The 24,050-nt window shown below is 67.9% G+C and carries 16 protein-coding genes and 1 pseudogene; 8 read left to right on the forward strand and 9 right to left on the reverse strand.

Features of this window, described 5'->3' with window-relative positions; all coding sequences use genetic code 11:
- Positions 1-824 precede the first annotated feature (824 nt).
- Together ACH47Z_RS45115 and ACH47Z_RS45120 are read right to left on the reverse strand one after the other, a co-directional pair.
- A pseudogene (locus ACH47Z_RS45115) lies at positions 825-2,200 on the reverse strand (IS1380 family transposase).
- A 264-nt stretch (positions 2,201-2,464) separates the two neighbouring features.
- A complete protein-coding gene (locus tag ACH47Z_RS45120; RefSeq protein ID WP_399085821.1) occupies positions 2,465-2,746 on the reverse strand; it encodes a hypothetical protein in 282 nt (93 codons plus the stop codon).
- A 746-nt stretch (positions 2,747-3,492) separates the two neighbouring features.
- Between ACH47Z_RS45120 and ACH47Z_RS45125 the strand changes: the two genes are divergently transcribed.
- The 5 genes from ACH47Z_RS45125 (at position 3,493) to ACH47Z_RS45145 (ending at position 9,282) form a co-directional block, all read left to right on the forward strand.
- Positions 3,493-5,550, forward strand: coding sequence for an alpha-L-fucosidase (locus ACH47Z_RS45125; protein WP_399085824.1), 2,058 nt, complete (start codon positions 3,493-3,495; stop codon positions 5,548-5,550).
- A 717-nt stretch (positions 5,551-6,267) separates the two neighbouring features.
- Positions 6,268-7,245: a magnesium transporter CorA family protein gene (locus tag ACH47Z_RS45130; RefSeq protein WP_399085827.1), complete on the forward strand. Its 978-nt coding sequence runs from the start codon at positions 6,268-6,270 to the stop codon at positions 7,243-7,245.
- Positions 7,246-7,436: 191 nt separating this feature from the next.
- Positions 7,437-7,973, forward strand: a complete 537-nt coding sequence (locus ACH47Z_RS45135; RefSeq protein WP_399085831.1) for a DUF5994 family protein — start codon at positions 7,437-7,439, stop codon at positions 7,971-7,973.
- A gap of 262 nt (positions 7,974-8,235) precedes the next feature.
- The gene (locus ACH47Z_RS45140) at positions 8,236-8,508 is read left to right on the forward strand and encodes a hypothetical protein (RefSeq protein ID WP_254585307.1); all 273 of its coding nucleotides are present in this window, start codon (positions 8,236-8,238) and stop codon (positions 8,506-8,508) included.
- Positions 8,509-8,796: 288 nt separating this feature from the next.
- A complete protein-coding gene (locus ACH47Z_RS45145; RefSeq protein ID WP_399085834.1) occupies positions 8,797-9,282 on the forward strand; it encodes a DUF5994 family protein in 486 nt (161 codons plus the stop codon).
- Positions 9,283-9,320: 38 nt separating this feature from the next.
- Here the strand turns inward: ACH47Z_RS45145 and ACH47Z_RS45150 are convergent, their stop codons facing one another.
- From ACH47Z_RS45150 to ACH47Z_RS45160, 3 genes are all read right to left on the reverse strand, one after another.
- Positions 9,321-10,589 carry an ATP-binding protein gene (locus ACH47Z_RS45150; RefSeq protein WP_399085837.1) on the reverse strand — a complete coding sequence of 423 codons (1,269 nt, stop codon included), beginning with the start codon at positions 10,587-10,589 and terminating at the stop codon, positions 9,321-9,323.
- A 152-nt stretch (positions 10,590-10,741) separates the two neighbouring features.
- Entirely contained in the window at positions 10,742-11,605 is an 864-nt protein-coding gene (locus ACH47Z_RS45155; RefSeq protein ID WP_399085840.1) for a slipin family protein, read from the reverse strand.
- Positions 11,606-11,947: 342 nt separating this feature from the next.
- Positions 11,948-12,640 carry a DUF5994 family protein gene (locus ACH47Z_RS45160; protein ID WP_399085843.1) on the reverse strand — a complete coding sequence of 231 codons (693 nt, stop codon included), beginning with the start codon at positions 12,638-12,640 and terminating at the stop codon, positions 11,948-11,950.
- Positions 12,641-12,977: 337 nt separating this feature from the next.
- On the opposite strand from ACH47Z_RS45160, the gene ACH47Z_RS45165 reads away from it, so the two are divergent.
- From ACH47Z_RS45165 to ACH47Z_RS45175, 3 genes are all read left to right on the forward strand, one after another.
- Complete coding sequence (locus ACH47Z_RS45165) at positions 12,978-13,583, forward strand: DUF5994 family protein (protein WP_385310975.1); 606 nt, start codon at positions 12,978-12,980, stop codon at positions 13,581-13,583.
- Between the two features lie 5 nt (positions 13,584-13,588).
- Complete coding sequence (locus tag ACH47Z_RS45170; RefSeq protein WP_399085846.1) at positions 13,589-13,750, forward strand: hypothetical protein; 162 nt, start codon at positions 13,589-13,591, stop codon at positions 13,748-13,750.
- Between the two features lie 248 nt (positions 13,751-13,998).
- Positions 13,999-14,424: an STAS domain-containing protein gene (locus ACH47Z_RS45175; RefSeq protein ID WP_399085849.1), complete on the forward strand. Its 426-nt coding sequence runs from the start codon at positions 13,999-14,001 to the stop codon at positions 14,422-14,424.
- 150 nt (positions 14,425-14,574) lie between these two features.
- Here ACH47Z_RS45175 and ACH47Z_RS45180 read toward each other — a convergent pair whose 3' ends face one another.
- The 4 genes from ACH47Z_RS45180 to ACH47Z_RS45195 form a co-directional block, all read right to left on the reverse strand.
- Positions 14,575-15,816, reverse strand: coding sequence for a PP2C family protein-serine/threonine phosphatase (locus tag ACH47Z_RS45180; RefSeq protein ID WP_399085852.1), 1,242 nt, complete (start codon positions 15,814-15,816; stop codon positions 14,575-14,577).
- Positions 15,817-17,034: 1,218 nt separating this feature from the next.
- Entirely contained in the window at positions 17,035-17,928 is an 894-nt protein-coding gene (locus ACH47Z_RS45185) for a serine peptidase (protein ID WP_399085854.1), read from the reverse strand.
- The gene (locus ACH47Z_RS45190; RefSeq protein WP_399085857.1) at positions 17,925-22,274 is read right to left on the reverse strand and encodes an AAA family ATPase; all 4,350 of its coding nucleotides are present in this window, start codon (positions 22,272-22,274) and stop codon (positions 17,925-17,927) included. The genes ACH47Z_RS45185 and ACH47Z_RS45190 overlap by 4 nt, the downstream gene beginning before the upstream one ends.
- A gap of 228 nt (positions 22,275-22,502) precedes the next feature.
- On the reverse strand, positions 22,503-23,720 hold the full coding sequence (locus ACH47Z_RS45195; protein ID WP_399085860.1) for an IS110 family transposase: 1,218 nt from the start codon (positions 23,718-23,720) through the stop codon (positions 22,503-22,505).
- Positions 23,721-24,050: the final 330 nt, after the last annotated feature.

Consider the following 24,050-nt stretch of genomic DNA (forward strand, 5'->3'; position numbering starts at 1 on the left):
CGCTGGAACAACTCCCACAACTCGTCCGGCACCAGCCGCTCAACGATTCCCACGCCAACAGGCTACCGAACACGCCAAATGAGATGACCTCTTAGTGGCGGGCCGGGGGTCGCCCCTCCCGGGCGCACGGGTTCGCGCGGCCCGCCCCGACGCGGGCGGTGCACGGCCACCCGGTACGCCTGCCCCTTTCACGGGCTCGAAGCCACTGTACGCCGCGGCGCCGTCGGCCCTAACGGGGAACGCCACGCCGAGAACTCTCAATTCCGAGAGCACGCAGGCGGAATTCGCCAATTATGGCCAGTTACGAAACGGGGCCTACAGACAGTCAGGACACGCCATAGCTTCAGCATCGACGGTCCCTAGGGCGTCGTCTACCTTCCGCGCGACCAAGGAAGGAGGTGAGTCATGCCCGAATGGAGGGAACCGCCGGACTGGGGCTTCCTGTGCTTCGTAGTCGCCCTACTCCAGCTGTGTGTGCAGCTGGCCAGCGCAGGTCACGCCTAGCCCGGCGGTAGCACGTCAGCGGGGCTGCGGGCTGACCACGGTCGGCTCCAGCCCCGCCTTCACGATGTATCTACCCCACCCTAACGAATCCATAGATGCGTTGGACGTGACACGACATTAGCGCCTCGCCAATTAGTTTGCGACTTAGTTGGCAATTAACCTCGATCTTTCTTGACGGTCCGCCGACGGAGTCGGTGGACCGTTTTCGTGCCGTGGGCTGAGCCTGCGCAGGCCGAAGACCCGAGTGCCGCCTCGGGATGGCGCCGGATTCCACTGCTCCGGGTGTTGAGGTGCTGTCGAAGAGATGGGGAATCTGCTGGTCAGCCAGGGTCGGGCAGTTGGGTGAGCCGGTCGAGGGCTGTGGTGATGTGACCGGTCCAGGGCCAGTGCCGGGCCAGGCGGAGGATCCGCCGCCGGCCGGTGGTCACGAGCTGTCCGGCCGCGGTGAACAGGCGCAGCCGCAGTCGGCGGGGCTCCCAGCACCTGGCCTTGCCCGTCAGTGCGAGCATCGGTATCCAGGCCAGCAGGTCGAGAGCGATCTGCACGATCTCCAGCCAGATCCGGTTCTGGGCGTGCGGTGCAGGGGCAGGTTGCGCAGGCCGGTGGCCCGGGCGGCGCGGATGCGCTCCTCGGCCCGGGCCCGCAGTCGGTGGCGGAGTTCGAGCTCGGCGATCGGCCGCCCCACGGTGTTGGTGGCAAAACAGGTCAGCCGCATGCCGTCCGCGTCCGTGAGCCTCAACTGAGCCCCGGGGTGTGGTCGTTTTTTCCTGACGATCAGCCGTATGCCCTGCGGCCATCCGCCCAGAACGTCGCCGGTGAGTTCGGCGACCCAGGCGCCGTCACGGATCTCGCCGTCCGCCTCGACAGCCGCCGTCCAGGCCGATGCCGGAACGCTCAGCACATGCCGATGGACCTGCTCGGTGATCACCATGCCGACCGAGTAGGACAGCCACCGTCCCCGCCGGGCGAGCCAGGCGACGAAGTCGTGGGTGCCGCCCGCGGAGTCGGTCCGGATCAGGGTCCGGCGTCCGCGCCGGTACTTCTTCGGCAGCTGGGCCAAAGCCAGTCGGGCGGCGGTGATGTGGTCGGCGGCCGTGTTCGAGCCCGCGTTCCCCGGCCTGAGCAGGGCCGCCACCGGCTCACCCGTGCCGCCCGGTCCGTGGTCGACGAACCCCATCAGCGGGTGGTGACCGTAGGTCCTCTTCCACGTGGGCGCGGCGTCCTCCTTGTCCGAGTGCGCGATCACCAGCACCCCGTCGAGATCCACGGTCACCGTCCCGCCCGCGTCAGGCGCTTTCCGGTCGGCCAACCGCCAGACATAGCGGCGGACTTCAGCCCGCGCGGCACGGATGGCCCGCAGGGCCTTCTCCCCGGAGGCGGCAAGGGTGTCGATGAGGCGGGAGACCGTCGGGTCGGAGGCCACCGGCCCGAACACACTTGGCTCGGCCCGCAGCATGGCGACATCCGCGAGGCAGTCGCCGCCCAGCGCGACGGCTAGGGCCACGTCCAGCAGGATCTTGCCCGGGTCGTGCACCGCCCGGGCCTTCCGCCACGGCGTCAGCGTCGCTGATATCGCGGTGTCCAGGCCGGCCTTGCGGACGGTCTCGACCAGCAGCACGCCCCCGGCCTGCGAGACCACCGCCCGGCCGCCGCCCTCGATGCGGACACGCGGGTACGACCCGATACGCTTCTTCATCTGGAGATTGCTTCTTTCCCTGCAGCCAACAGGACCCTAGACAAGTCCCATCGTTGCAGGTCAGGAGCACTCTCCGCTTATTTGATCAAGCTTCGGACACCCCACCTCGTGAAAGCGCGAGGTTAGCGCTGACCTGCCAGCGGATTCTGACGAAGCCGGGCCTGCGGTACTCGCTGGAAAAGGCCAGGGCTTCGCTAGGTCGCTGCCCAGTTCCGGACTGCAGGTAGACAGTAAGCCGGTACTGCGGCGCGATGTGCTTGGCGATCAGATCGACCTCGGCGTCGCCGATTTTCTCGTGATCAATTCGCCCGGCGTGGGGATCTCGTCATCGTCCACCGCGAGCGGGCCCGCTCGGGAGACCCGGACGCCACGGCCGGGATTGTCCTGGATGCGTTTGTCGACCACGGCTGCCTCCAGCATGGCGGCCACCATCACCATGCGGTCATGGACCGTGGAGGCCGCCAGCCCTGTACCGTCGGCATACAGGCCCTTGGCGAACTTCTCAAAGTCGCGTCGCGCCAGTCCTGCCAGCGGCTTCTGGCCCAAGCGCGGTACGAGATGGTTTCGGATGAACCCGACATAGTTGCAGTGTGTCGACTCTGCGATGGCCCGGCCATCCAGCCACTCCCGAGCCCAGACCCACAACGGCAGGGCCCCACGCGCAGAATCGAGGGAAAGGACCGCCTTCTTACCGTTCTCGACGCTGACGGCGAAGGCGTCCGCACCGTCCGGGCCCACCCTCCGCGGAAAGGACTTCTCGCGCTGCCGGCGCGGTGCAGTTCGGCGGCGTGGTCCTCCGCCGACCCCACGGCAACGTCGAGCGGCTCCGGGACGTCGATCGGAAAGACGGCACCAAGAAGGGCCGTGTACCTGCGTGGCGGACACCAGACGGCACAGCCGTGCGCACCCGGCCGCGTTCTGCGGGTCCGACGTCATCGACGCGGCCCGGCTGCTGCGGCCAGTCAAGTGGCGGGCCATGCCCGCCGGCTTCCCGCCGCCGAGCAGCAGGCCACAACCAAGATCAATAGGTAGGCGCAATAGCGGGCTATAGATCCGATGTATAGCGGCCCCACTCATCGAATGGATGACCTTTCAGGTCCAACATACCGCCTGCAACATCCCCTGTCCTCTCTCGGCTTGGGCGGGTATCGCCTCAACTGTAGACGCGACCCTCGCGATTCCCCTATAAATCCATCCGATGTCTTCTTGAGGATGAAGCGGAACACGGCCGCCGTGCCGGTGTTCCGCTCCAAGCGCCCTGCCCTCCCTCCCCCAACCCATGGAGCCGCACCATGTCCTCTGCATCCCTCACCAGACGCTCTCTGATGAAGGCCGCCGCCCTTGCCGGGGGAGTGGCTGCCTTAGGGCTGCTGCAGGTCCTGTGGCCCTCTACCGCGGAGGCGTACAACGTCCCCTCGAAGATGGACTGGTGGTACCAGGCCCGGTTCGGGATGTTTATCCACTTCGGGTCCTACTCGTATCTCGGCCACGGCGAGTGGGCGATGGACTCGGAGCGGTGGAGCAAGGCGAGCTACCAGACCCAGGTCAGCCAGAAGTTCAACCCGAGCCAGTTCAACGCCGCCGCCATCGCCGAACTGGCCAAGAACGCCGGCATGAAGTACCTCGTGATCACCGCCAAGCACCACGAGGGCTACGCGATGTGGGACTCCGACGTGGCGAGCTTCACCGACACCACCGGCGCCAAGCTGTACAACCTGCACGACTACAGCGGCTTCCAGACCGACCTGCTCGGGGGCCTCAAGAGGGAGTGCGAGAGCCGCGGGATCAAGTTCTGCCTGTACTACTCGATCCTCGACTGGAACCATCCGTCACAGGTCGACCGTCATCAGGGCGGTCTCACCACGATGTCCTCGCAGGCCGCCCGCACCGCCTACATCGCCGACATGAAGGCGCAGCTCCAGGAACTGCTGGACCGCTACGACCCGGCACTGCTGTGGTTCGACGGCGACTGGTCCGGCGAGCCTTCCAGCCCAACCCTGGAGGACTGGTGGCTGAAATCGGACGGCATCGACCTCTACAACTGGCTGATCGCCCGCAAGCCCGGCCTCATCGTCAACGAACGGGTCAAGCGGGACCTCGGGCTAGGCGACTACACGGTCGCGGAGTTCGGGATACCCGCCCAGCCGATGGACCGGCAGTGGGAGAAGTGCGCCACCATGAACGGCTCCTGGGGCTACAACTCGGGCCTTGAGAACCGCTACAGATCCTTGAAGGACATCGTCCGAGAACTCGTCACGGTGGTCTCCCGGGACGGCAACTACCTGCTGAACATCGGCCCCACGGGCGAGGGCCTGGTCACCGCCGGAACGGAGACCGTCCTCAACGGCCTGGCCTCATGGATGTCGACGTACAGCGACAGCATCCACGGAACCAGCGGCAGCCCGTTCGCCACCGAACCGGCGTGGGGGAAGGTCACCAAGAAGAACGGCAAACTCTTCGCCCACGTCTTCACCTGGCCCACGAACGGCCAGCTGCAGATCCCGGCGCCCGACAACACGATCCGCCGCGTCTATCTGCTGAACAACCCCTCGGCCTCGCTCTCGTACACCGTCAGCGGCGGCACCATCAACGTCACCGTGCCGACCACCGCGCCGGACACCAACGTCTCCGTGGTGTGCGTCGAGGTCCAGGGCATGCCCATCAGGGTCTCACCGGCTGTGTTCCAAAACGTCAACTACCAAGGCACCAGCGCCGTTCTGCCGCTGGGCAGCTACACCTCCTCCCAGCTGTCCGCCGCCGGCCTGGGGCCCGCCATGGCCTCCTCCATCCTGGTACCAGACGGTTACCAGATGACGGGCTACTCCGGTGACAACTTCACCGGCACCGCCTGGACGTTCACCTCGAACACCCCCGATCTCGTGGCGACCGGCAACAATGACGCGATCAGATCACTCAAGGTGACGTTCAGGCCCGACAAGTACTTCCGCCTGACCAATGTCACCAGCCGCTTGGCGCTGGACAGCGGCGGCAATGTCGCCAGCGGCTCGAACCTGAAGCAGTGGCAGCCGATAAACAACTCCAATCTCCAGTGGCAGGCAATCGAACTCGGCAACGGCTACTACAAGCTCGTCAACCGCACCAACGGCATGGTCGCCGACGGCTGGGGCTCCACCATCAACGGCGACCCTGCCCGGCAGAAGGCCTGGGACGGCAGCGACACGCAGCAGTGGCGGATCACCCACCGCGGCCAGGGCCAGTACTCGATCGCCAACCGCAGCACGGGACTGGTCCTCGACAGCGGCGGAAGAGTCGCCTCAGGGTCCGTGACCAAGCAGTGGACGTGGCAGCAGAGCACCAACTTGCTGTGGACGTTCAGCCCGGTCGCCTGACCGGCACCACCCCGGTGGCCCACCTTCCCACCCGGTCGGGGCTGCGGCACACGACCGGGCGGGAAGCGTCGCAGGACGGCAAGCCGGTTCCCTGCCGAAGAACAGCGGGGGGCACTGGCTCGCGCGCTGCATCTGCGAGTCGAGGAGTTACCGAAGTTGCGGCGCGGCGGCCGCAGGCGGGGGCGGAACGCGGTCGGCACCGGACCGTCCAACCGTGGGAGCCGCACGCCATGGAGGTCGATCCGGCCGTGTTCACCGTCGCACCGGACGCGGGCACGTGGACACAACCCACTGCGCTTGCTCACCTGGAGAGTGCATCTTTCCTTGCAGCTGACAGGACCTTTGACAAGTCCCATCGCTGCAGGTCAGTGACACTCTCCACTTATTTGATCAAGCCTTGGACGGGCTCACTTATGAAAGCCCGAGGCTAGTAGCGGGGCGCGTCGGTGACTGAGTGCATCTTCCCTGCGGGTCGCTGAACTGGCCTTTTTGTGATTTTTAGTGATGGGCCGCGACAGCCTTGGCTGGTGTCCTGCGGACTGTGCGCGGACTGCTGTCCCGTTCGGAGGACCGTTGGGACGCTGTACCGTCTCGTTGCGATATCGGCTGGGGAGCATGTGTGGGGGTGCGCCGACCGTCCGGTGATGTCGGGAGCCTGCCGCGCTGACAATTGGGGTGTAGCGGCATGATCAGGGCGTAAGACACTAGCCTCGGGCCATGGTGACGCGCACCCGCCTGTATCACGACGGCATTCTCATCTTGGAGGACTTTCCCGTCAGTGACATCTCCGGGCATCTCACCGATCCGGCGTCGGTGGTGTGGCTGGACCTGTACCGGCCCGGAGCCGCCGAATTCACCACGCTCGGCGACGAGTTCGGTATTCACGAGCTGGCTCTGGAGGATGCCGCACAGCGTGGGCAGCGGCCGAAGCTCGACCGCTATCGCACCCACGAGTTCCTCAGCGCCTATTCCGTCATCGTCAGTCCGGACGGTGCGGAACTGACGTACAGCGAGATCGCCGTGTTCCTCACCAGTCAGGCCATGATCACCGTCCGCAAGGACGACGGTTTCGACATGGAGGACGTCGTCGCCCGCTGGGACGAGAGCCCGGACCTGGCCGGCCATGGCGTCGGATTCCTGCTGCACGGTCTGCTCGGCCATCTCGTGGACGGCCACTTCGCTGCGGTCCAGCAGCTGGACGACAGTATCGAGGAGCTGGAGGGTCTGCTCTTCGCGGCCGGGCGCCGTGAGATCGAAGCCGTGCAGCGCCGGGCTTTCGCGCTCCGCAAATCGCTCGTCCAGTTGCGCCGCGTCGTGCTCCCGATGCGGGAGGTTGTCAATACCCTCATGCGCCCCGGCCTGCGCGTGATCACCGACCCTCTCGTCCCCTATTACCAGGACGTCTACGATCACGTGCTGCGTGCCACCGAATGGACGGAATCACTGCGGGACCTGGTGGCCTCGGTCATGGAGACGAACCTCTCGGTCCAGGCCAATCGCATGAACCTGATCATGAAGAAGGTGACGAGCTGGGCCGCGATCATCGCAGTGCCCACCGCGATCACCGGCTACTACGGCCAGAATCTGCCCTACCCCGGTTTCGGCCGTCAGTCCGGATTCATCACCTCCGCTGCCGTCATCGTGGTTCTGTCCGCCGTGCTGTATCTGACGTTCAAGCGCAAGGACTGGCTCTGACAGGGCGCTCCTCGGGCACCCGGGAGCAGGGCCCGAAGGCAGGAAAATACCTGGTCATCCCGCTTTTTCGGATCGTGAGCGGAGTAGTGTGAAGGCACCGGGAGTTCTTCGCGCACCGGCTCCCCTGCGGGTGCCGTTTCCGGTGATCGACAACGCCGGGCCGTTCACGAGCCCGGGGGCAGGTTCGCGTCATGTCCGTGACCATCGACCGTACGACATCGGCCAGGCGCTCGCCGTCGATACCGGCTCGCCTGTCCCTGACGCCCGCGCCGGGCGGGCTGGACGGCATGTGGTGGCCTCGCTCCCGTGACCTCACCCGCGAGCTGCCACTCTTGACAGCCGCACTGGATGACCTCTGGGGCCGCATTACGGGCGTCACCGTGAACCCGACCTACTGGTCCGTCATCCCGCATTGGGTGTCTGTCGCCGGGCGCACGGTGCATGTGGGCTGGTCCACCGAGGAGCAGGATCCGCACAGACTCACCCTTTTCTCCACCAGTGGCCGCCGGGACGTGCTGGTCATTCCGCCGGAGACCGGTGCGGACGCCGCCGCGCAGCTGATGGCCGACGCCGGCACCGACGCCCTGGCCCAAGAGGAAGCAGCAGACAGGATCGATGCCCAAAGCAGGGAAGAAGCGTGGGAAACCGACGGCGGAGCAGGTCGGCCGTCGTACCTGCCCCGGCCCATCGGCTCGACAGGGCCTTCGGTCGCAGGTCGACGGAGGTGAGAGAACCATGACTGTCATCGCCGTGGCCGTGCTGCTCGTTCTGATCGCCGTCGGGGTTGTTCTGATCCACCGGCTCAACGCTCGGCACGACGAACGGATCGCCGCCTTCCACTACAGCGACGCTCTGCCGGGGATCGGCCGTCGGCCCCGGAGGCACCGCTGGCCGGCGGCGGACGCGACCGTTCCAACCCGTACCACCCCGACAGCGACCGCGGATGACATCGACTTCGGCCCGACCGTGGGCGGTAGAGGAAGGCGCGTCATGGCGATATTGCGAGACCGGAAGACGTACCGCGAGAGGATCATGCGGGCTCTGTACCAAGCCGCCGAGGGCAATCGCCTCCTGGGCGTCGATGGGGCGAAGCTCCGCAACGACCTCGGTATCCCTGAGCAGGACATGGCCGCTGCCTGTATGTATCTGGCGGGCGAAGGCTTGGTCGTCGTGGACTGGGCGAGGGGTAATACGCCCGCGATGGTCACGCTGACCCACCAGGGGATACGGCAGATGGAGACAGAAGAGGAAGGGCGTGGGTGAGCCGCCGCGTCGGCTTCTCGGACCAAAGCGAATCTTCGCAAGGATTGCTCATGCCGGATTGATCCCTTTGGCGTAACGTGGAAAGGGGGTCGGCGCACGCTCACGTGCAATGACCCGGAAGGGCGGCTCCGGCGGTATACGCCGGAGCCGTTGCCTGTCGTTGTAACCGCGCCCTGTGGCGAAGCGCTCGCGCGAGCGTCGTGCGGAGTACGGTGAGGTGACAGGGGTACTACGTAGGGTCGGTCGAACGCCCTGCGTCGCATTGCTCTCTGCGGAGGGGCGGACTCCATGGCTGACTCAGACACCCCCGACCTCCCCAGGCTTCTGCCGGACGCCATCCACCGGTCGGTGAAACCAGGAACGGCCCTGCTGAGGCTGGAGACGACACACGCACGCGAGGGAATCCTGGACGGCGCATGGTGGCCGCGGTCCCGGGACATAGTTGCCGAGCTACCCTCACTGATCACCGCGTTGACCGAGCATCTCGGACCTGTCATCCGAGTCGGTCTGGACGGCAGTGCATGGGACGAACTGCCGACCCGGGTGATGGTCGACGACCGAGTCGTGCACATCGATTCCTTCCCGGTCGGTGACGACACCGTCCTCATTACCCGAGGCGACCGGGACCATTTCTCGCTGTTGCTAGTCCCACCGGATACGTCACCCGACGCGGCACGCGCCGCGATGGCCAGGGCTGTACGGGCCGACAACGTCACCGAGGCCAACCAGATCCTCATCGACACGGGCAGCGACACGCCGTCTACGCCGGCCTGACACGTCCGTCGCAGATCGACTCCTCGCCGGCCTGGACGCTAGATGCGGGCGAACTTCTGCGTTTGCTGGGCGAATTCCTGGGCCATGGCGGCGCTGACCGTGGGCTTGGTGTCGCGGATCGTGTCCAGGTAGTCGTCGGTGGTGGGGGCGGCCCGGGTTCCGGTGTCGACGGTGCGCTCGAACTGGGCCTGGGAGACGGTGCGCGCCGCGTGGGCGATGTCGGCGGGGGTGAACCCCTCGCTGGCGGACGCGAGCACCGCGCTGTCAGCTCGCGCGCCCGCTCGGGCCAGGTAGCTCTCCCACAGCGCGGTCCTGGCGGTGTGGTCGGGAGGGCCGATCGGCAGCACGTAGTCGAAGCGGCCGTGCCGCAGAAAGGCGGAGTCGAGCGTGGTCACGTTGTTCGTGGCGCAGACGAGGAGCCGCCCGTCCTGGCTTCGGAACCGGACGATCGCCTTGAGCAGTTCGTTGACGACGCCGACCGCGGTCGCGTCCGCGCCGCCGCGTTCGCCGGCGACCTCCTCGACCTCGTCGATGAAGACCAGGACGTGGTCGAGCCGGGCGATCTCGCCGAAGCGTCGGCTAAGCCCGGTCGCCAGGCCGTACTCGGCGGCCAGACGGGCGGGGAACAGTTCGAGGAAGGGCCATCCCAGGCGGCTGGCGATCGCGTGCGCGAACGTGCTCTTGCCGGTCCCGGGCGGGCCGAACTGCATCACCGCCCGCGGCAGCTCGACTCCCTGCTGTGCGGCCAGTTCGGGATGGGCCAGCGGCAGGACGAGACGCCGCTCGATGAGCCGCTTCTCCCGTTGCATGCCCGCGACCTTCTGCCACAGTCCCCCCGGCGGCAGCTCCGCTCCGAGCGAGGACAGCGTGCCGACGGACTGTGGGGTCACCGGCCGGCGCTTTTCGAAGAACACCAGCCCGGGGCGGGCGCCGAAGTCGCAGTTGTGCAGGGCGGTGGCACCGGTCTCGCCCTCGGGCAGGACGGCGTGCACCGCCCGGACGCCGTCGGCGAAGAGCGGTTGCTCGAGGGCGGTGATCAGGGCACTGCCCAGTCCGCGCTGTCGCCAGCCGGGCGCCATGCAGATGCGCAGGATCCATGCCCGGTCGCCCTCCACCCTGCTCACCGCGGCGCCGATCAGCACGTCCTCGGCCGTGGCCACCACAGCGGGGTGGCGGGCTTGGAGGGCGGTGACGGCGTCCGAGAGAGGGAAGAGCGGCGGCTCCTCGGTCGTGCCGCTCTCCATGTCGACGCGGACCACCGCTTCGAGATCGTCCGGGGTGTAGTCCCTGACACGCCAACCCGTCATGATCAGCTCCGCGTGTTCGGCCGTACTTCCATCATCAGCCGATGCACGCAGGACGCGCGCGACGGGCGTCGGCCACGAGGCCGTCCCGGTGGCACGGATCGCTCGCCCGCCCCGCGCGGCGGTACGCGGTGACGGTGTGGGCGGGAGTCGGGTCACGCTGCAGGGCCGGGCGCGGCGTCGGCCGGGCTGAGGGACTTGTCGGCGCAGCCGCTGTCGGCCCGTGGCGCCGCCGCGGCGGGTGCAGCGGCCGCGGTTTCCCGGGCGAGGAAGGAGCCGAGCTCGCCGATCGTGCTCATGAGGGGGGCGGGGAAGACGACGGTGGTGTTCTGGTCGACACCGATCTCCACCAGGCTCTGCAGATTGCGCAGTTGAAGCGCCAGCGGGTGGGCCATCATCGTGTCCGAGGCGTCGCCGAGCGCGGCTGCGGCCAGAGACTCGCCCTCGGCGTTGATGATCTTCGCCCGCTTCTCCCGTTCGGCCTCGGCCTGGCGGGCCATGGCACGCTTCATGGTCTCGGGCAGCTGGATGTCCTTGAGCTCGACCAGCGTGACCTGCACACCCCAGTCGACGGTGGTGACGTCGAGGATCTGGCGGATGTCCAGGTTGATACGGTCCGTCTCCGACAGCGTCTCGTCGAGCGTGTGCCGGCCGACGACCTTCCGCAGGGTGGTCTGGGCGATCTGGTTGATCGCCGTGTTGACGTTCTCCACGGCGACGACCGACTTCACGGCGTCGACGACCCGGAAGTAGGCGACCGCCGACACGTCGACGCTCACGTTGTCCCGGGTGATGATGCCCTGGGACTGGATCGGCATGGTGACGACTCGCAGCGACACCCGGTGCAGGACGTCGGCAAACGGGATGATGAACCGCAGCCCCGGGGAGCGTGTTCCGACGAGGCGGCCGAAGCGGAGCAGCACTCCCCTCTCGTACTGCTTGACGACCTTCACGGACAGGGCGAGGGCCAGGATGCCCAGGAGGCCGATCACGACGATGAGAACGATCAGGACTTGCATGTGATGCTCCTCGGAACGAGGACCGCGTGGTGCGGGGACCCGCCGGTCGAAATCCCTACGTGTGGTTGCGTCGGTTCGTGAGGCAGGGCCGAAATGCGTCAGCACGGGCCGCGCCGACGGTCGCCGACGGTCGGTGCGCGGGGCCAGGGACGTCGTCTCGTCACCTGTGGTGAGTGGTCCGATTGCGGCCGCGGCTGCCGTCGCGGTGGTCACGTCGTTCGCCGACGGTCGGCGCATGATCCTTTCCGCGTGCTCGATGTTGAGCCGGTGGATCACGAACGCCGCCGCTGCAATGAGGACCAGGAAGGCGGCGGTCGCAGGACGGTGTTCATGGCGGCTGTCTCACATGCCGATGATCAGGCGGCTGATGCGACCGGTCTGTGCCGGAACAGCCGTGGAGGAGGTGCCGCTCTCGTACCTTGCTGGCTCGTCCGCTTCGAGTGGCCGGTCGGCGGCGGATACGGCGTGCCGGGCCTCGTCCGCAGCGATGAGAGCGCTGGCGGTCAGCGGCGGGCCGTTGTAGTCGGACGCGGCCGCCATCAGGCGCTCCGCCGACGCCGCCCCGGTCTCGGGTGGAATGACCAGCAGATCCCAGCGGCCGGTGCCGTAGGAGAGCAGCAGCAGCAGCTTGTGCGGGTCGATCTCCGGGGTGAACCAACCGACCTTGACGACATGACCGTCCACCGGAATGTCGTGCGGGATGACCGGCCAGTACTTCGGGTTGACGGCGATGCGGGTGATGCGGCCCCACAAGGGGTCCAGCACATCGATCAGTGCGGGCAGCTCGCTCAGCAGGTCCCGGGAGCGGGGCCACCAGGCACCGTCCAGGAGGCCGCGGGACGGGCCGTCGCTCTTCAGCGCGAGACGCGCGGCCGGGGTTGCGATGGGCTCGTGGTGTGGCAGGGGTTGGGGCAAGGTCGCCGACATGATGCGGACCCGTCTCCGGGCCGCCTGTACGGCGACCCGGGTTTCATCTCTCGCCGAGAACGCCCCGGCATGGAAGCCGGTGTGCGAAGGGCCCTCGGTGGTGTCCACGGTACTCCGCACACGCCGGGGCGGCTGTGGAGACGTCTCCGCATTCGGCGAAGCGGCTGTCGATACCTGCGGGAGTCTCGCTGCAGGCCCCAGGGAGTCGTAACCGGACCGGTCTCGGGCACGATGGCTCGGGTGCCCCGGCCCAGCACTACTCGGCTGTGTTACGTGGGACGCGTTCGGTCAGCCCGCCACTCCCGTCTCGGTCCGTCGGGCGTCGGCGAGGAGTATCCTGGTGATTACCGAGAGCATCTCGTACACCGGCTTCCACGCTGACGTCGTTCTCGGCGATTCACGGCAACCGGGCCGGCCGTGACCGGCCCGGGGTTGGGTCCGCATCATGACCGCGACCATTCTCTTGAAGCCCGCGGTCGAAGAGCGGCCCCTTTCTTCGTTGCCGCCCCGACTTGTGCTGGCGCCCGCCGACACCGCCCCAGCCTTGATCGACGGTGCCTGGTGGCCCCGCTCCCGCGACCTGACGGCGGAGCTTCCGGCGCTCATCGAGGTCCTCGACCCGCTGTGGGGGCGGATCACCCGAGTAACGGTGAACCCCACGTTCTGGCCGGTCATCCCACGAAAGTTGCCTGTCCAAGGGCACATGGTGCACGTCGGCTGGTTCGAGGCCGAGCAAGACCCGCACGAACTGCTGCTGCTCTCCTACACCGTCGGCCGCTGGGACCTGCTGGTGATCCCACCGGAGACAGAACCGGCCACCGCGGCCCGGCTGATGGCCACGGCCACCGACCCGTCGCGGAGCCTCACGGCGACCGGCCTGATCGATGAGGCCGAACGCTTCCGGATCGCGGCAGAGGAAGCGGCCGGCTCGGACTCGCTCCGGGAGGCGGTCTGGGACTCCGAAGGCGGTCACGACGCCCGCCGCCCGGCCTCACATGTCTCTGCCGGAGCGGCCATCGACCACGTGCCCACCCCGGCAGAAGGAATGTGAGAGGCATGGAAACCGTCACGACGGTGGGCGTACTCCTGGCGATGATCGCCCTGGGCGTGCTCCTGATGCAGCTCCTTACCGCGCGCGACGGTGATCGCATGTCGACCTTGCCCTCCGGCCGGTCCCGGCGGTGGCGGTTCTGGACGTGGCACCGCACCGAGACGTGAACCCCCTGCACGACAGCTCTGTCCCAGATCCCGATGCGCGTTGCTGTCGGCACAGATGTCTGCGGCAGTGGACTCCGTCCGATCGTCGGCGCATCCCCGAGGTAACCAGCCGGCCCTGCTCCTGGAACGCAGGCTGCTGAACCGGCCGTTCGCCTCTCTGTACGAGAGCACGACCGTGTACCGAGCGCAAGAAGAGCCGGGTGTCCGGCCCTTCGCGCTGCCGGGCCGGTCTCCTGAACCGAGGTGCCATGCCCATTCCACAGCTGACCCTCTACCGGCACGACAGGCACAGCCGCGCGTTGATCACCCTGGCGGGTGAGATCGATCTGACAACGGAGCACGTCGTGCGCGAGTCACTGGGGCAATGCCTGCGCGACGGCATCCGCACCATCGACGTCGACCTGACCACGGTCACCTTCTGCGACGTGACCGGCCTCAACGCCTTCCTCCACGCGTCGTGGGCCACCGGCGTGGCCGGCGGATCCCTGCGCTTGCACTACCCGCCCCCGGCGCTGGCTCGAATCATCGCCCTCACCGGTAACAGCACCCTGCTCCACGGCTATCCGGGCGACCTCCCACCGCGGCCTTCTTCGCCGCCCTTGACGCCCGGAGCGCCAAGTCGGGGGCCCTCTCGCGCACCGAGGGCCACCGCGATCCCTACGCCCGGGAACTGACCGACCTCCGATCCCGACCGACCGCAGCCCGACCCTCACCCCTCACCGCCCGCCCTGAGCGCCGCACGCGGCAACACCTCCCACGACGGCCTGAAGCTCATCGCCGGGCCGACAGCCGCCACCCTTTCGGCTGTGGTGGTGGCTGTCGGCTCACTCCAGGAGAGCGAGGTGGTCGGCGGCGCCCCCGCGCCATTCGATCAGGAAGAGCGTCGCGTCGTCGCTCGTGCGGCCGCCGCGCTGCTGCTTCAGAGCGTGGGAGAGTGCGCGCACCACCGCACGTACTCCCTTCTCCGTGCGTTCGATGCGGTTGACCCAGTCGATGAGCTGCTCCTCGCCGAACTGCTCCTCACCGGCTTCGTGCTCCTCGATCAGGCCGTCGGTGAAGCACAGCACCCGGTCGCCCTGTTGGAGCATCTGCTCACTGACCTCGGGCTCTTCACCACCGAAGCCGACCGGCAGGGTGGTCGGGCCTGCCAGTTGCCGGACGACCTGGTGATTGCGGATCAGCAGCGGGGCAGGATGGCCCGCGTTGACCCACTGCAGGTGGCCCGTGGCGATGTCCAGACGCATCATCTGCGCGGTGACGAAGTGGTCGGGCCCGAACTGCTCCGCAATGGCCCGGTCCATGAACGCATAGATCTCGGACAGGCCGATGTCGGCACGTCTGGCGTGCCGATAGGCCCCGACGGCAACGGTCGCCATCGTGGCGGCGTCCAGTCCGTGACCCATCGCATCGACCATGGCCAGGTGCAGGATGTCCTCGTTGAGGGCGTAGTCGAAGCTGTCGCCTGCGACGCTGTAAGCGGGCTCCAGGATTCCGGCCACCGCTGCCTGCGGGACGGACATCGCCAGCGGCGGCAGCAGAGACCACTGGATCTCCGCGGCCACACTCATCGGCTCGCGGCGCCGGGCGAGGAAGAACTGATCGGTGTAGCTGTGTTTGGTGACCAGCATGTCGGCGACCAGACCAGCGAGCCTGCGCAGTAGCCGCCGGTCGTCGTCATCGACGGTGTCCAGGGTCAGGGCCATCACGCCCACCTGGTCGCTGCCGTCCAGCAACGGCAGATACATCCGGACGCCGTCGGACTGCGGCACCTCGACAGTGGTCGCCTGCAGGAATGCCCTGCCTGAGGGAGAGTCATCGATCGGCTCAGGCTCGCCGACCGTCAGCCGCCGACCCGGCAGCGGCACCAGCATCAGCTGGCCGTAGTCCTGCAGCAGGATGGAGACGTCGCGGCCACCGACCCTGGCCACCTCTTCCGCAATCAGCGGTGCGATCAGCTGCGGCGGCATCTCATGTGCCCGGTCCAGCAGCACCCCCAGCAGCCGCTCACCGAAACCTTCCGAACGGTCCATCATGCCGTTGTCCGGCCGCCGCTCACTCTGTGCCATCGCCGTGCCCTTGCACCGGTGTCCTCAAAGTCCCGGTCACCGTGTCCCTGCTCACCTCGTGCCGTGCATCCAGCGCCCGCCCCGACACACTCGGGGCCATCCGGCGGTCATGGCCGAACCGCACGGCCCTCTCCCGTGATCCGTACACAGGGCTCCTGACACGACCGTGATCAACCCTTCCAGAGTGACGCGGCCGACCAACCCAAAGTGCCCATTACGCTAAACGCGGCATGTCATACGGCTTCAACCACCTCAACGACCCCACCTGGCTGCGGGAGAGGCTCACCGCCGCCCACGGGAACCAGGCGATGTCCGGATGAGCGGGCCGCTCGTGCTCATCGCGGGGGGCGTTGTTCGCCACGGCCGGAAACGGCGAAGACGAGCTCACCCCGCCACCGAGAACTTCCCTTGGCTCAGGCACCCAGACTTTTCCGACATGCCCCTCCGGTGATCGCGGGAGACAAGAACGACCTGCCGCTGACGGTCCAGGGCGCGGATGCGCCGCCCGCCCAGCCCACGACGCACCCGGAGCCTCCCGGGCCCGGTGACAGGAAGGAGGCGAACCTCAGCCGACTGTGACAGGAGAACACCGACCTGCGCCGAACCCTCGCCACGGTACGAGGAGGTCATCCGGCACCTCGCCCTCGAAAGCGACGCCCTACGCAAGGGCGCCACCGTCGTTCCCCTGCCTGCGCGCAGCCGGCCTTCTCTACCCCTCGTGCTGACCTGGGGACCATGCGGGGCGCTCAGGGTGCGGGCAGCGGTGGCAGAGCGTAGGTGTCACGGTTTGGCGCGCTCCTTGGTCAGTCGGGCGCCTCGGACGAGACGGCCGGCTCGGAGTCGGCCGGCGCGGACCGCTCGATGTCGTCGTTGTCCGTGGCCCAGCTGGCCAGCAGGTTCAGGGCGTCCTGCGAGGGTCAGCGCGTCATAGGATCCGCTGCCCGCCGCCCTTGCCGAAGCCCGAACAGCCGCGCTCAGCCAACTCTCAGTAAGCCTGTCGAGCTGAACACAAGGACTTGACAGACATCCCATGAGCTGGCGTGTCAAGTGGGGAGTGAACAGGTTCGGTGGGACCTGGTGGTCGCCTCGCCGGGGCACCGGGGCGCTGTCCCGGCGCCTGGCCCTTGTGCCTCAACGGGATACCACCCGGGTGGGAGTCAGGCATCCAGACGCTCTTTCAACGGCCGCGTGAGAGCGGCCGGTAGTCCAGGTGCTGGGTCAGATGCCGAGGAAGGGGGCGATGGTGGCTGCCGTGGTCGCGCACCGCAGGTAATTCTCGGCGTGATGGAAACGGAAGAGAGCACTGACGGCGGTGGCGTGGTCCAGGGCGATCCCGTCGAAGAACCTGCCCAGCTGGGGTGGGACGGCGACGGGGTCACCGGGGTCGGCGATGTTCACCCAGCGCGTCCCCCCGGGCAGGCCCGCACCCCGCAGCTGCGGGCTGTCGGCGGGCCGGGGTGCGGGGATGAGTCGCTCGAAGACCACGCGGGGCAGCGCCAGCGGCGAGCCCAGCGTGAGGAACAGCTCAGGCCGCAGTTCCGGGTGGGCGTGCAGGGCCTCGTAGGCGACGACCGAACCCAGCGAGTGCGCGACAACGATACGCGGCTGGTGCCGGGCGATCCGCGCCGCGACCTCCTCCCGCGCCGCGATACGTTCCGGGGCGTCTGCGGCGCGCAGGTACGCGGCGACCTCACGGCACAGCAGCCGGATGAAGACCCCCAGCGGCCCCTCCGCCAGGTCGAACCTGCGCGCCATCCACGACGCGAACCCGCGCAGCGGCACCGCGGCATGCCCCTGCGCCACCTCCTCCGGCAGCCCCAGCTCTCGTGCCCACGCGTCGAGGAACTCCTGCGCGCGCGGGTCCTCCAGAAAATCGCCATCCTGCTCGCCCTGGGCCGCCGGCCCGGGGCGGAGCCTGTCCGCGTAATAGGCGAAGTCGACGTCGAGCAAGTCCGGGGAGACACCGAGGCCGACCGCCAGTTCTCGTGCCCAGGCGGCAGCCTTGAGTGCGCGGAGTTCTTCCTTGCGCGTCTCGGGGATTCCGGTGCCGAAACTGTTGTAGATGCCGTGCACGGCGACGACCCGGAACGGCGAAGTAGTCTCACTTGTCAACGAAGTCTCCTGGTCAGGGGTTCAAGGCTGAGAACAGCCACTTCATGGCCGAAGCCGACCACCACCGTGCCACCCTCGGTGACGTCGACAGCTGTCACGGCGTCGGGGAAGTGAAACGTGCTTAGGCAGGTGCCGGTGGTCAGGTCCCACACCCGCAGCGACCGGTCGCGGCTTCCAGTGATGGCGTGCGGGCGTCCCTTGAGCACCGCCACCGCGATCGCGTTCACTCCCCAGGTGTGACCGTCCAGCTCACGGACCAGATCGCCCGTAGCCAGGTCCAACACCCACACGCAGCCGTCGTACCCGCCCGTGACGGCGTGCGGGCGTCCCCCCAGCACCACCACCGCCACCGCACTCAACGCAAGGGTGAAGCCGCTCACATGAAGGACGGGAGTGCCGGTACTCAGGTCCCACACCCACAACTCGCCATCCCACCCGCCGGTGCCGGTGACCGTGATTGCGTGCGGGCGGTCTTCCAGATGTGTCGTCGCTACCGCGTTCACCCCGCCGAAGTGGCCAGCCAACTCGCGGACTTGGGCGCCGGTGGTCAGGTCCCAAACCCACGCCGACCCACTCATCCTGTCGCAGCCGGTGACGGCATGCTGACGTCCCTCTACCGTGGTCACCGCCACCGTGCTCACTATGCCCTCGAAGTCGCCGCCCAGCTCGCGCGAGGTGCCAGTGGTCAGATCCCACACCTGCACCGACGCGTAGCCGGTGACGGCATGCGGGCGGCCTTCCAGCGTTGTCACAGCAACCGCGTTCACCCCGCGGGGGCGGTCCGTCAGGTCGGAGACCGGGGTGCCGGTGATGAGGTCCCATATCCACATCGACCCGTTGTAGCTACCAGTGACGGCGTGCGGGCGTCCCCCAAGCACCGCCACCGCCACCGCATTCACCGTACCGGTGTGGCCGAGCAATCCGCCGGTCTGGGCGCCGGTTGTCAGGTCCCACACCCGCAACGAATCGGAGCTGCCGGTAATCGCGTGCGGGCGACCCCCCAGCCCTACCACCCCAACTACATTCACCGTCGAATCGGTGTCGCCGGGCAATTCGCCGGTCTGGGCGCCGGTTGTCAGGTCCCACACCCGCAACGAATCGGAGCTGCCGGTAATCGCGTGCGGGCGACCCCCCAGCCCTACCACCGCCACGGCGCTTACACTGAGGCCACTGCCTAGCTCGCGGACCGGGGCGCCGGTTGTCAGGTCCCACACCCGCAACGAATCGGAGCCAGCGATGACGGCGTGCGGGCGGCCCTCCAACTCCGCCACCGCCACCGCGTCCACCACGCCAGTGCGACCTGTCAGCTCCCTGACCTTCCCACCGGTCGTCAGATCCCACACCGACACGGGGGCGTCGGAACCGCCCATTACAGCGTGCGGACGTCCCTCCAACTCCGTCACGGCCAACGCGAACACCGCGCCAGTGAGACCTGTCAGCTCCCGGACCTTCTCACCGGTCGTCAGATCCCACACCGACACCGGACCGCGGTGGTTGGTAGTGACAACGTGCGGACGTCCCTCCAACACAGCCGTCGCCATCAGCATCACGCCAGGCGCGAGGTCGGGCAGCTCGCGAACCGGGGCGCCGGTTGTCAGGTCCCACACCGACACCGGACCGTCATAGATAGATATGACGGCATGCGGGCGTCTCTTCCACTCCACCATCGCTATCGAAAGCACCCCGCGGATGTGTTCGGGTAGCTCGCGAGCCTGTGCACCGGTGGTCAAGTCTCGCACCCGCACAGACCCATATCGGCTGGCGACGACAACGTGCGGGCGTCCCTCCAACACCGCCACCGGCACCGCGACCACCCCACCATCAAGGGGTCCCAGGGGAAGAGTACGGCGGAGCGCCAGCGAGACCAGACGTCCTGTCGCCCACTGCACAGTCCAGTCAGCATCGCCGGGTAGCGCCCGCTGCAGGGGCGCGTCACAGAAACGCGCCGCGTCCAACGCAAGGAGCTGCCGGCGCGCGGCGGGTGGCAGGGCGTGGTGGACTCCCCAGGAGACGCGGTAGACAGCAGCATGGAGCGTGGCCTCATCGGATTGGACGTAGGGCAAGGCATCGGCGAGAGCCTGTGGGTCGGCGTGCTGGAGGTAAGCGGCGTCGTCGAGTAGATCGTCGAGGCGTCCTGCATCGACTGCGTGCTGGGCCATGTGCCGAAGGAGGTAGCCAGCAGCGTGCTGCCAGAGCCTGCGGCTAGCCATGTCCCGGGGGACGCATAGCAGAAGTTGCTCAAATAGGCGCTCCGCCGGGGAGACCTGGTCAGCGGGAGGCTTGGTGGGCTGGCGAAGCCAGTCGGCGAGGCTTTCGTGGAAGAGCCGGTAGAGGGTGCTGCCGTCGGTGTCGACGTCGCGGCGCAGGTAGAAGCGTGCCTCCCCATCCAGGAGAGCGTATAGGTCCCGGAGAGAGGGTGGAGGGTCGCCGTCAGCGGTGAAGGCAGCAGCGACGTGAGCGAGTACGTTTTCGGGCATGCCTCGGCCCTGAGCGAAGGCGAGAGCGGTAAGAACCGGGCGCAGGTGGATCCGGTCGGTATGGCGCTGCAGGTCGAGTTCGAGGATGTCGGGCAGGTTGCGGGGCACGGCCAGACCGAGCTGGACGGCGTCTTCGGGGGTGGTGGCAGGCGGGATGGCCAGAAGGTGGTGGACGTAGAGTCCCGCGGTGAGGAACTCGCCCCACTCCAGGGCTTCGGTGTCGTGGTCCGGCCCGCTGGTCGGGGCGTGGGTGGTGAGGGTTTCGGCGAGCGTTTCTGCCAGAGTGGTCCGAGCGGCCCGTAGGGCGCTGCGGGTGTACGGGCCGTCGGCGGTCAGGAGCCGTTTTGCGTAGGCAGCCACGTCCCGGCGGACCTCGTGCCGTGGGATGGCACTCAAGTCCGTGCACGCGCTGGCGGTTCGTGCCATATCGATGAGTTCGTCGAACCGACTGTCCTCACGGGTGGCAACCAGCAGCCGCAGCCGGCCGTCCCCCGTCTGCGCATGTCGAGCGAGCGGGAGCAGCAGGGCGGTGGTTATGTCCTGGGGTTGTAGGGCCTCGTCGAGGGCGTCGATGACGATGGTGACCGGATGGCTGCTGGAAGGCAGCAGGCTCAGCAGGTGCTGGACCGGGTTCCCCGTCGTTTCATGGGATTCTCCGGCCGGTGGGGCCACGCTGTCAGAGCCTGTGATGTGGCGTAGTTGGCGGGCCAGGGAAGCGGTGATCTCTTCGAGTCCGAGGCGCCGAGCGTGGACGGCAGCTATCCGGTTGTTCTCGCCAGGCACGTGGTCGTCGAGTCCAGCCCACAAGGCGCGGGTGTGGCGGCGCAGTGCCGGGTGGGCGGCGCACAGGAGAATTCCGAGAAGCGCGGACTTGCCGACGCCCGCTTTGCCGGTGACCACGCGCAGCCCGGGGGCGGCTGTGTCGTCGTCGAGCCACGTGGTGAGGCTGTCGAGTTGCGTGGTGCGGCCGCTGAAGTAGCCCTCGGCCCAGTCCCGGTCGACCGGTTCGCCACCGCCGGCGCGGCGCATGAAGTGCAGGGGGTCCGCGGCCCAGTCCGCCAAGCGGGCGATCTCCGGGGGCAGGCCCGAGGCCAGTGCCAATCTGCTGCTGCCGGGGATGTGAGAGGGATTGGGGAAGAACGGCAGGTGGGACAGGTCGGCGTGGCCGGGGACGAGGCTGGTCAGGATCGACTGCGGCAGCCCGTTGTCCTGCTCAGCCAGCTCCTTGACAGTGCGGTCGATATCCCGCCAGACCGTGGCGGGCGGGATATACCGCAGCGAGGGGTCGAAGCGGACCTCCAGGTCGCGGTACTTCTCCAGCACCCGTACCAGGGCCTGGCTCAGGCGGTAGCCGAACGCCTGCTTGTCCGGTCCGGTCGCGGCCAGCACCCAGGCCCGGCGGTTGTCCACGTCCATCCGCGAGTGCCAGGCAGTCACCGCGGCCTGCCCGGCGTAGCAGACGTCCAGGACGAACAGTGTCATCGGCCGGTGCCGCCTGGGGTGGTCCTCGATCAGGTCGATCCATCCGCCCACTGGCCGGCCCAGGCGCTCCCCGTCGCTGCCCAGGATGTACAGCTTCTCGCTGCTGCCGTCGGCCAGCTCACCGTGCCCGACGATATGCACGATCAGCACGTCGGCGTCCTCGGCCTCGACCGCAGCCTCGACCAGCTCCCCGTAGTCGGCCTGTCCCTGCGGTGCCGCGGTCGGGCGCCGCGTCGTGTACCGGAACTCCTCCAGGATCTTTGCGACCCTGACGGCATGAACGGGGGCGTCCTCCAGGACGTCCAGGCCGAACCGTGGTGAGTCACCGTCCTCGTTACGCGTCAACGCGATCCCCAGCGACAGCACCACGTGCCGCGGTTCGCCCACGCCCCCCGCCTGCTCCACGCCCGACGCCACCACCCTCCGCCCCCGGCCCCTTGGCAACCTCGATCAGCAGCGCGGTTCGACGATAGACACTCCGTACCTCCGTGGTGGCCAGATCACAGAGATCGGGAAGCGACTGTTCTCATCGAGGACGACTCGGGAGGGCAACGGCACCGGGCCCGGTGCCGGGCTCTTTCAGCACACTGGCCGAGGGCCTTCCATGAGGTGGGGTCAGGCAGCGAGTGCGTGGGCCCGGTGGGACCAGGCGGTCGCCTCGTCGTACGGTGTGCCGGCTTTCAGGCAGCCGTGCAGGATGCCGACGAGCCGGTTGGCGAGCTGGCGCAGGGCGGCGTTGAATTCGACGCCGCGGGCTCGTTGCTTTTCGTAGTAGGCCCTGGCGCCGGGGGAGATCCGAAGTGCGGAGAAGGCTTGGGCGATCAGGGCGTCGATGAGCCGGTCGTTGCGGACGTACCGGGCGGTCACGACCTTCTTTCTGCCGGAGGCGCGGGTGATCGGGCTGGTTCCGGCGTAGTTCTTGCGGGCCTTGGCGCTGGCGTAGCGGTGCGGGTCGTCGCCGAACTCTGCGAGGACGCGGGCGCTGAGCATCGGGCCCAGTCCGGGCTGGGAGCGGATGATCTCAGCGTCGGGGTGGCGGTCGAGGTAGGCCTCGACCTGCCCGTGCAGGAAGTTGACCTGCTCGTTCAAGGCGACCAGCAGCGCGACAAGAGCACGCACCGAGTCGGCGTAGGCCGCGGTCACGGCGGCGGGCTGCCCCAGGTGCCTGGCGCGCAGTATTGCCTGGATCCTGGTGGCCTTGTCGGCGATGTTGCGCCGGCGGGCGCGCTTGAGGGCCGCACTGATCTGCGTGGTCGTCAGTTTAGCTGCGGCCGCCGGATCAGGTGCCTTGGCCAGCAGCTCCAGGACGTCAGGCGCGTCCAGGTCCTCGAACGCCTCCAGCGCGGCGGGGAAGTAGTCGAGCAGAGCGTGCCGCAGCCGCTGCGTGGTGCGGGTCCGTTCCCAGATCAGGGTCTTGTGGATGCGCGTCACCACCTTGACCGCTTCGGCGTCGGCGGTGTCCCCGGAAACAGGGCGCAGCTGGTGGGAATCGGTGCGCACCATGTCGGCGAGCATGTGCGCGTCGGCCGCGTCACTCTTGGCCCCCGACACCGCCAGGCGTTCCCGGTAGCGCGAGGCCTGCAGCGGGTTGACCGCGTACACCGTGTAGCCAGCGGCGATCAGCGCCTGCACCCACGGACCCCGATCAGTCTCGATCCCGATCACCACCTCGGCCTCGCTGTCCTCTCCGAGCTCGGCACCGATCATCACGTGCAACCGCTCGATCCCCGCCACGCCCTCCGGCAACCGGGCTTTGGACAGCCGGCGGCCCGTGGCGTCCATCAGCTCGACGTCGTGGTGGTCCTGGGCCCAGTCGTCCCCAACGAACAGCAACTCGTCCTCCATCATCGACCTCGACCGGCAGTAGCCCGCAGGAGAACCATCAGCGACCTAATAAGGCTGTGCTCACGCCACAACCGGGCGGGCACGACATCCCATCAGCGATTTCGCTCCTGGCCGACCGGCAGGGGCACGATCTGTCAACAGGACTCGATGTCCAGGGAAAAGAGAGTGCTCACCTGCCGGCGGCTACCGGGCACCGAGTCTGCCGGATGGAGCCTCGGTAGGTCTTAGAGGTCATCTCATTTGGCGTGTTCGGTAGCCTGTTGGCGTGGGAATCGTTGAGCGGCTGGTGCCGGACGAGTTGTGGGAGTTGTTCCAGCG

This window comes from Streptomyces sp. NPDC020192 (assembly GCF_044388685.1).
GTDB lineage: Bacteria > Actinomycetota > Actinomycetes > Streptomycetales > Streptomycetaceae > Streptomyces.

Coding starts and splice junctions, on each gene's coding strand:
- ACH47Z_RS45125 (WP_399085824.1), top strand. CDS start 3,493: ATGTCCTCTGCATCCCTCACCAGACGCTCTCTGATGAAGGCCGCCGCC.
- ACH47Z_RS45130 (WP_399085827.1), top strand. CDS start 6,268: ATGGTGACGCGCACCCGCCTGTATCACGACGGCATTCTCATCTTGGAG.
- ACH47Z_RS45135 (WP_399085831.1), top strand. CDS start 7,437: ATGTCCGTGACCATCGACCGTACGACATCGGCCAGGCGCTCGCCGTCG.
- ACH47Z_RS45140 (WP_254585307.1), top strand. CDS start 8,236: ATGGCGATATTGCGAGACCGGAAGACGTACCGCGAGAGGATCATGCGG.
- ACH47Z_RS45145 (WP_399085834.1), top strand. CDS start 8,797: ATGGCTGACTCAGACACCCCCGACCTCCCCAGGCTTCTGCCGGACGCC.
- ACH47Z_RS45150 (WP_399085837.1), bottom strand. CDS start 10,589: ATGACGGGTTGGCGTGTCAGGGACTACACCCCGGACGATCTCGAAGCG.
- ACH47Z_RS45155 (WP_399085840.1), bottom strand. CDS start 11,605: ATGCAAGTCCTGATCGTTCTCATCGTCGTGATCGGCCTCCTGGGCATC.
- ACH47Z_RS45165 (WP_385310975.1), top strand. CDS start 12,978: ATGACCGCGACCATTCTCTTGAAGCCCGCGGTCGAAGAGCGGCCCCTT.
- ACH47Z_RS45170 (WP_399085846.1), top strand. CDS start 13,589: ATGGAAACCGTCACGACGGTGGGCGTACTCCTGGCGATGATCGCCCTG.
- ACH47Z_RS45175 (WP_399085849.1), top strand. CDS start 13,999: ATGCCCATTCCACAGCTGACCCTCTACCGGCACGACAGGCACAGCCGC.
- ACH47Z_RS45180 (WP_399085852.1), bottom strand. CDS start 15,816: ATGGCACAGAGTGAGCGGCGGCCGGACAACGGCATGATGGACCGTTCG.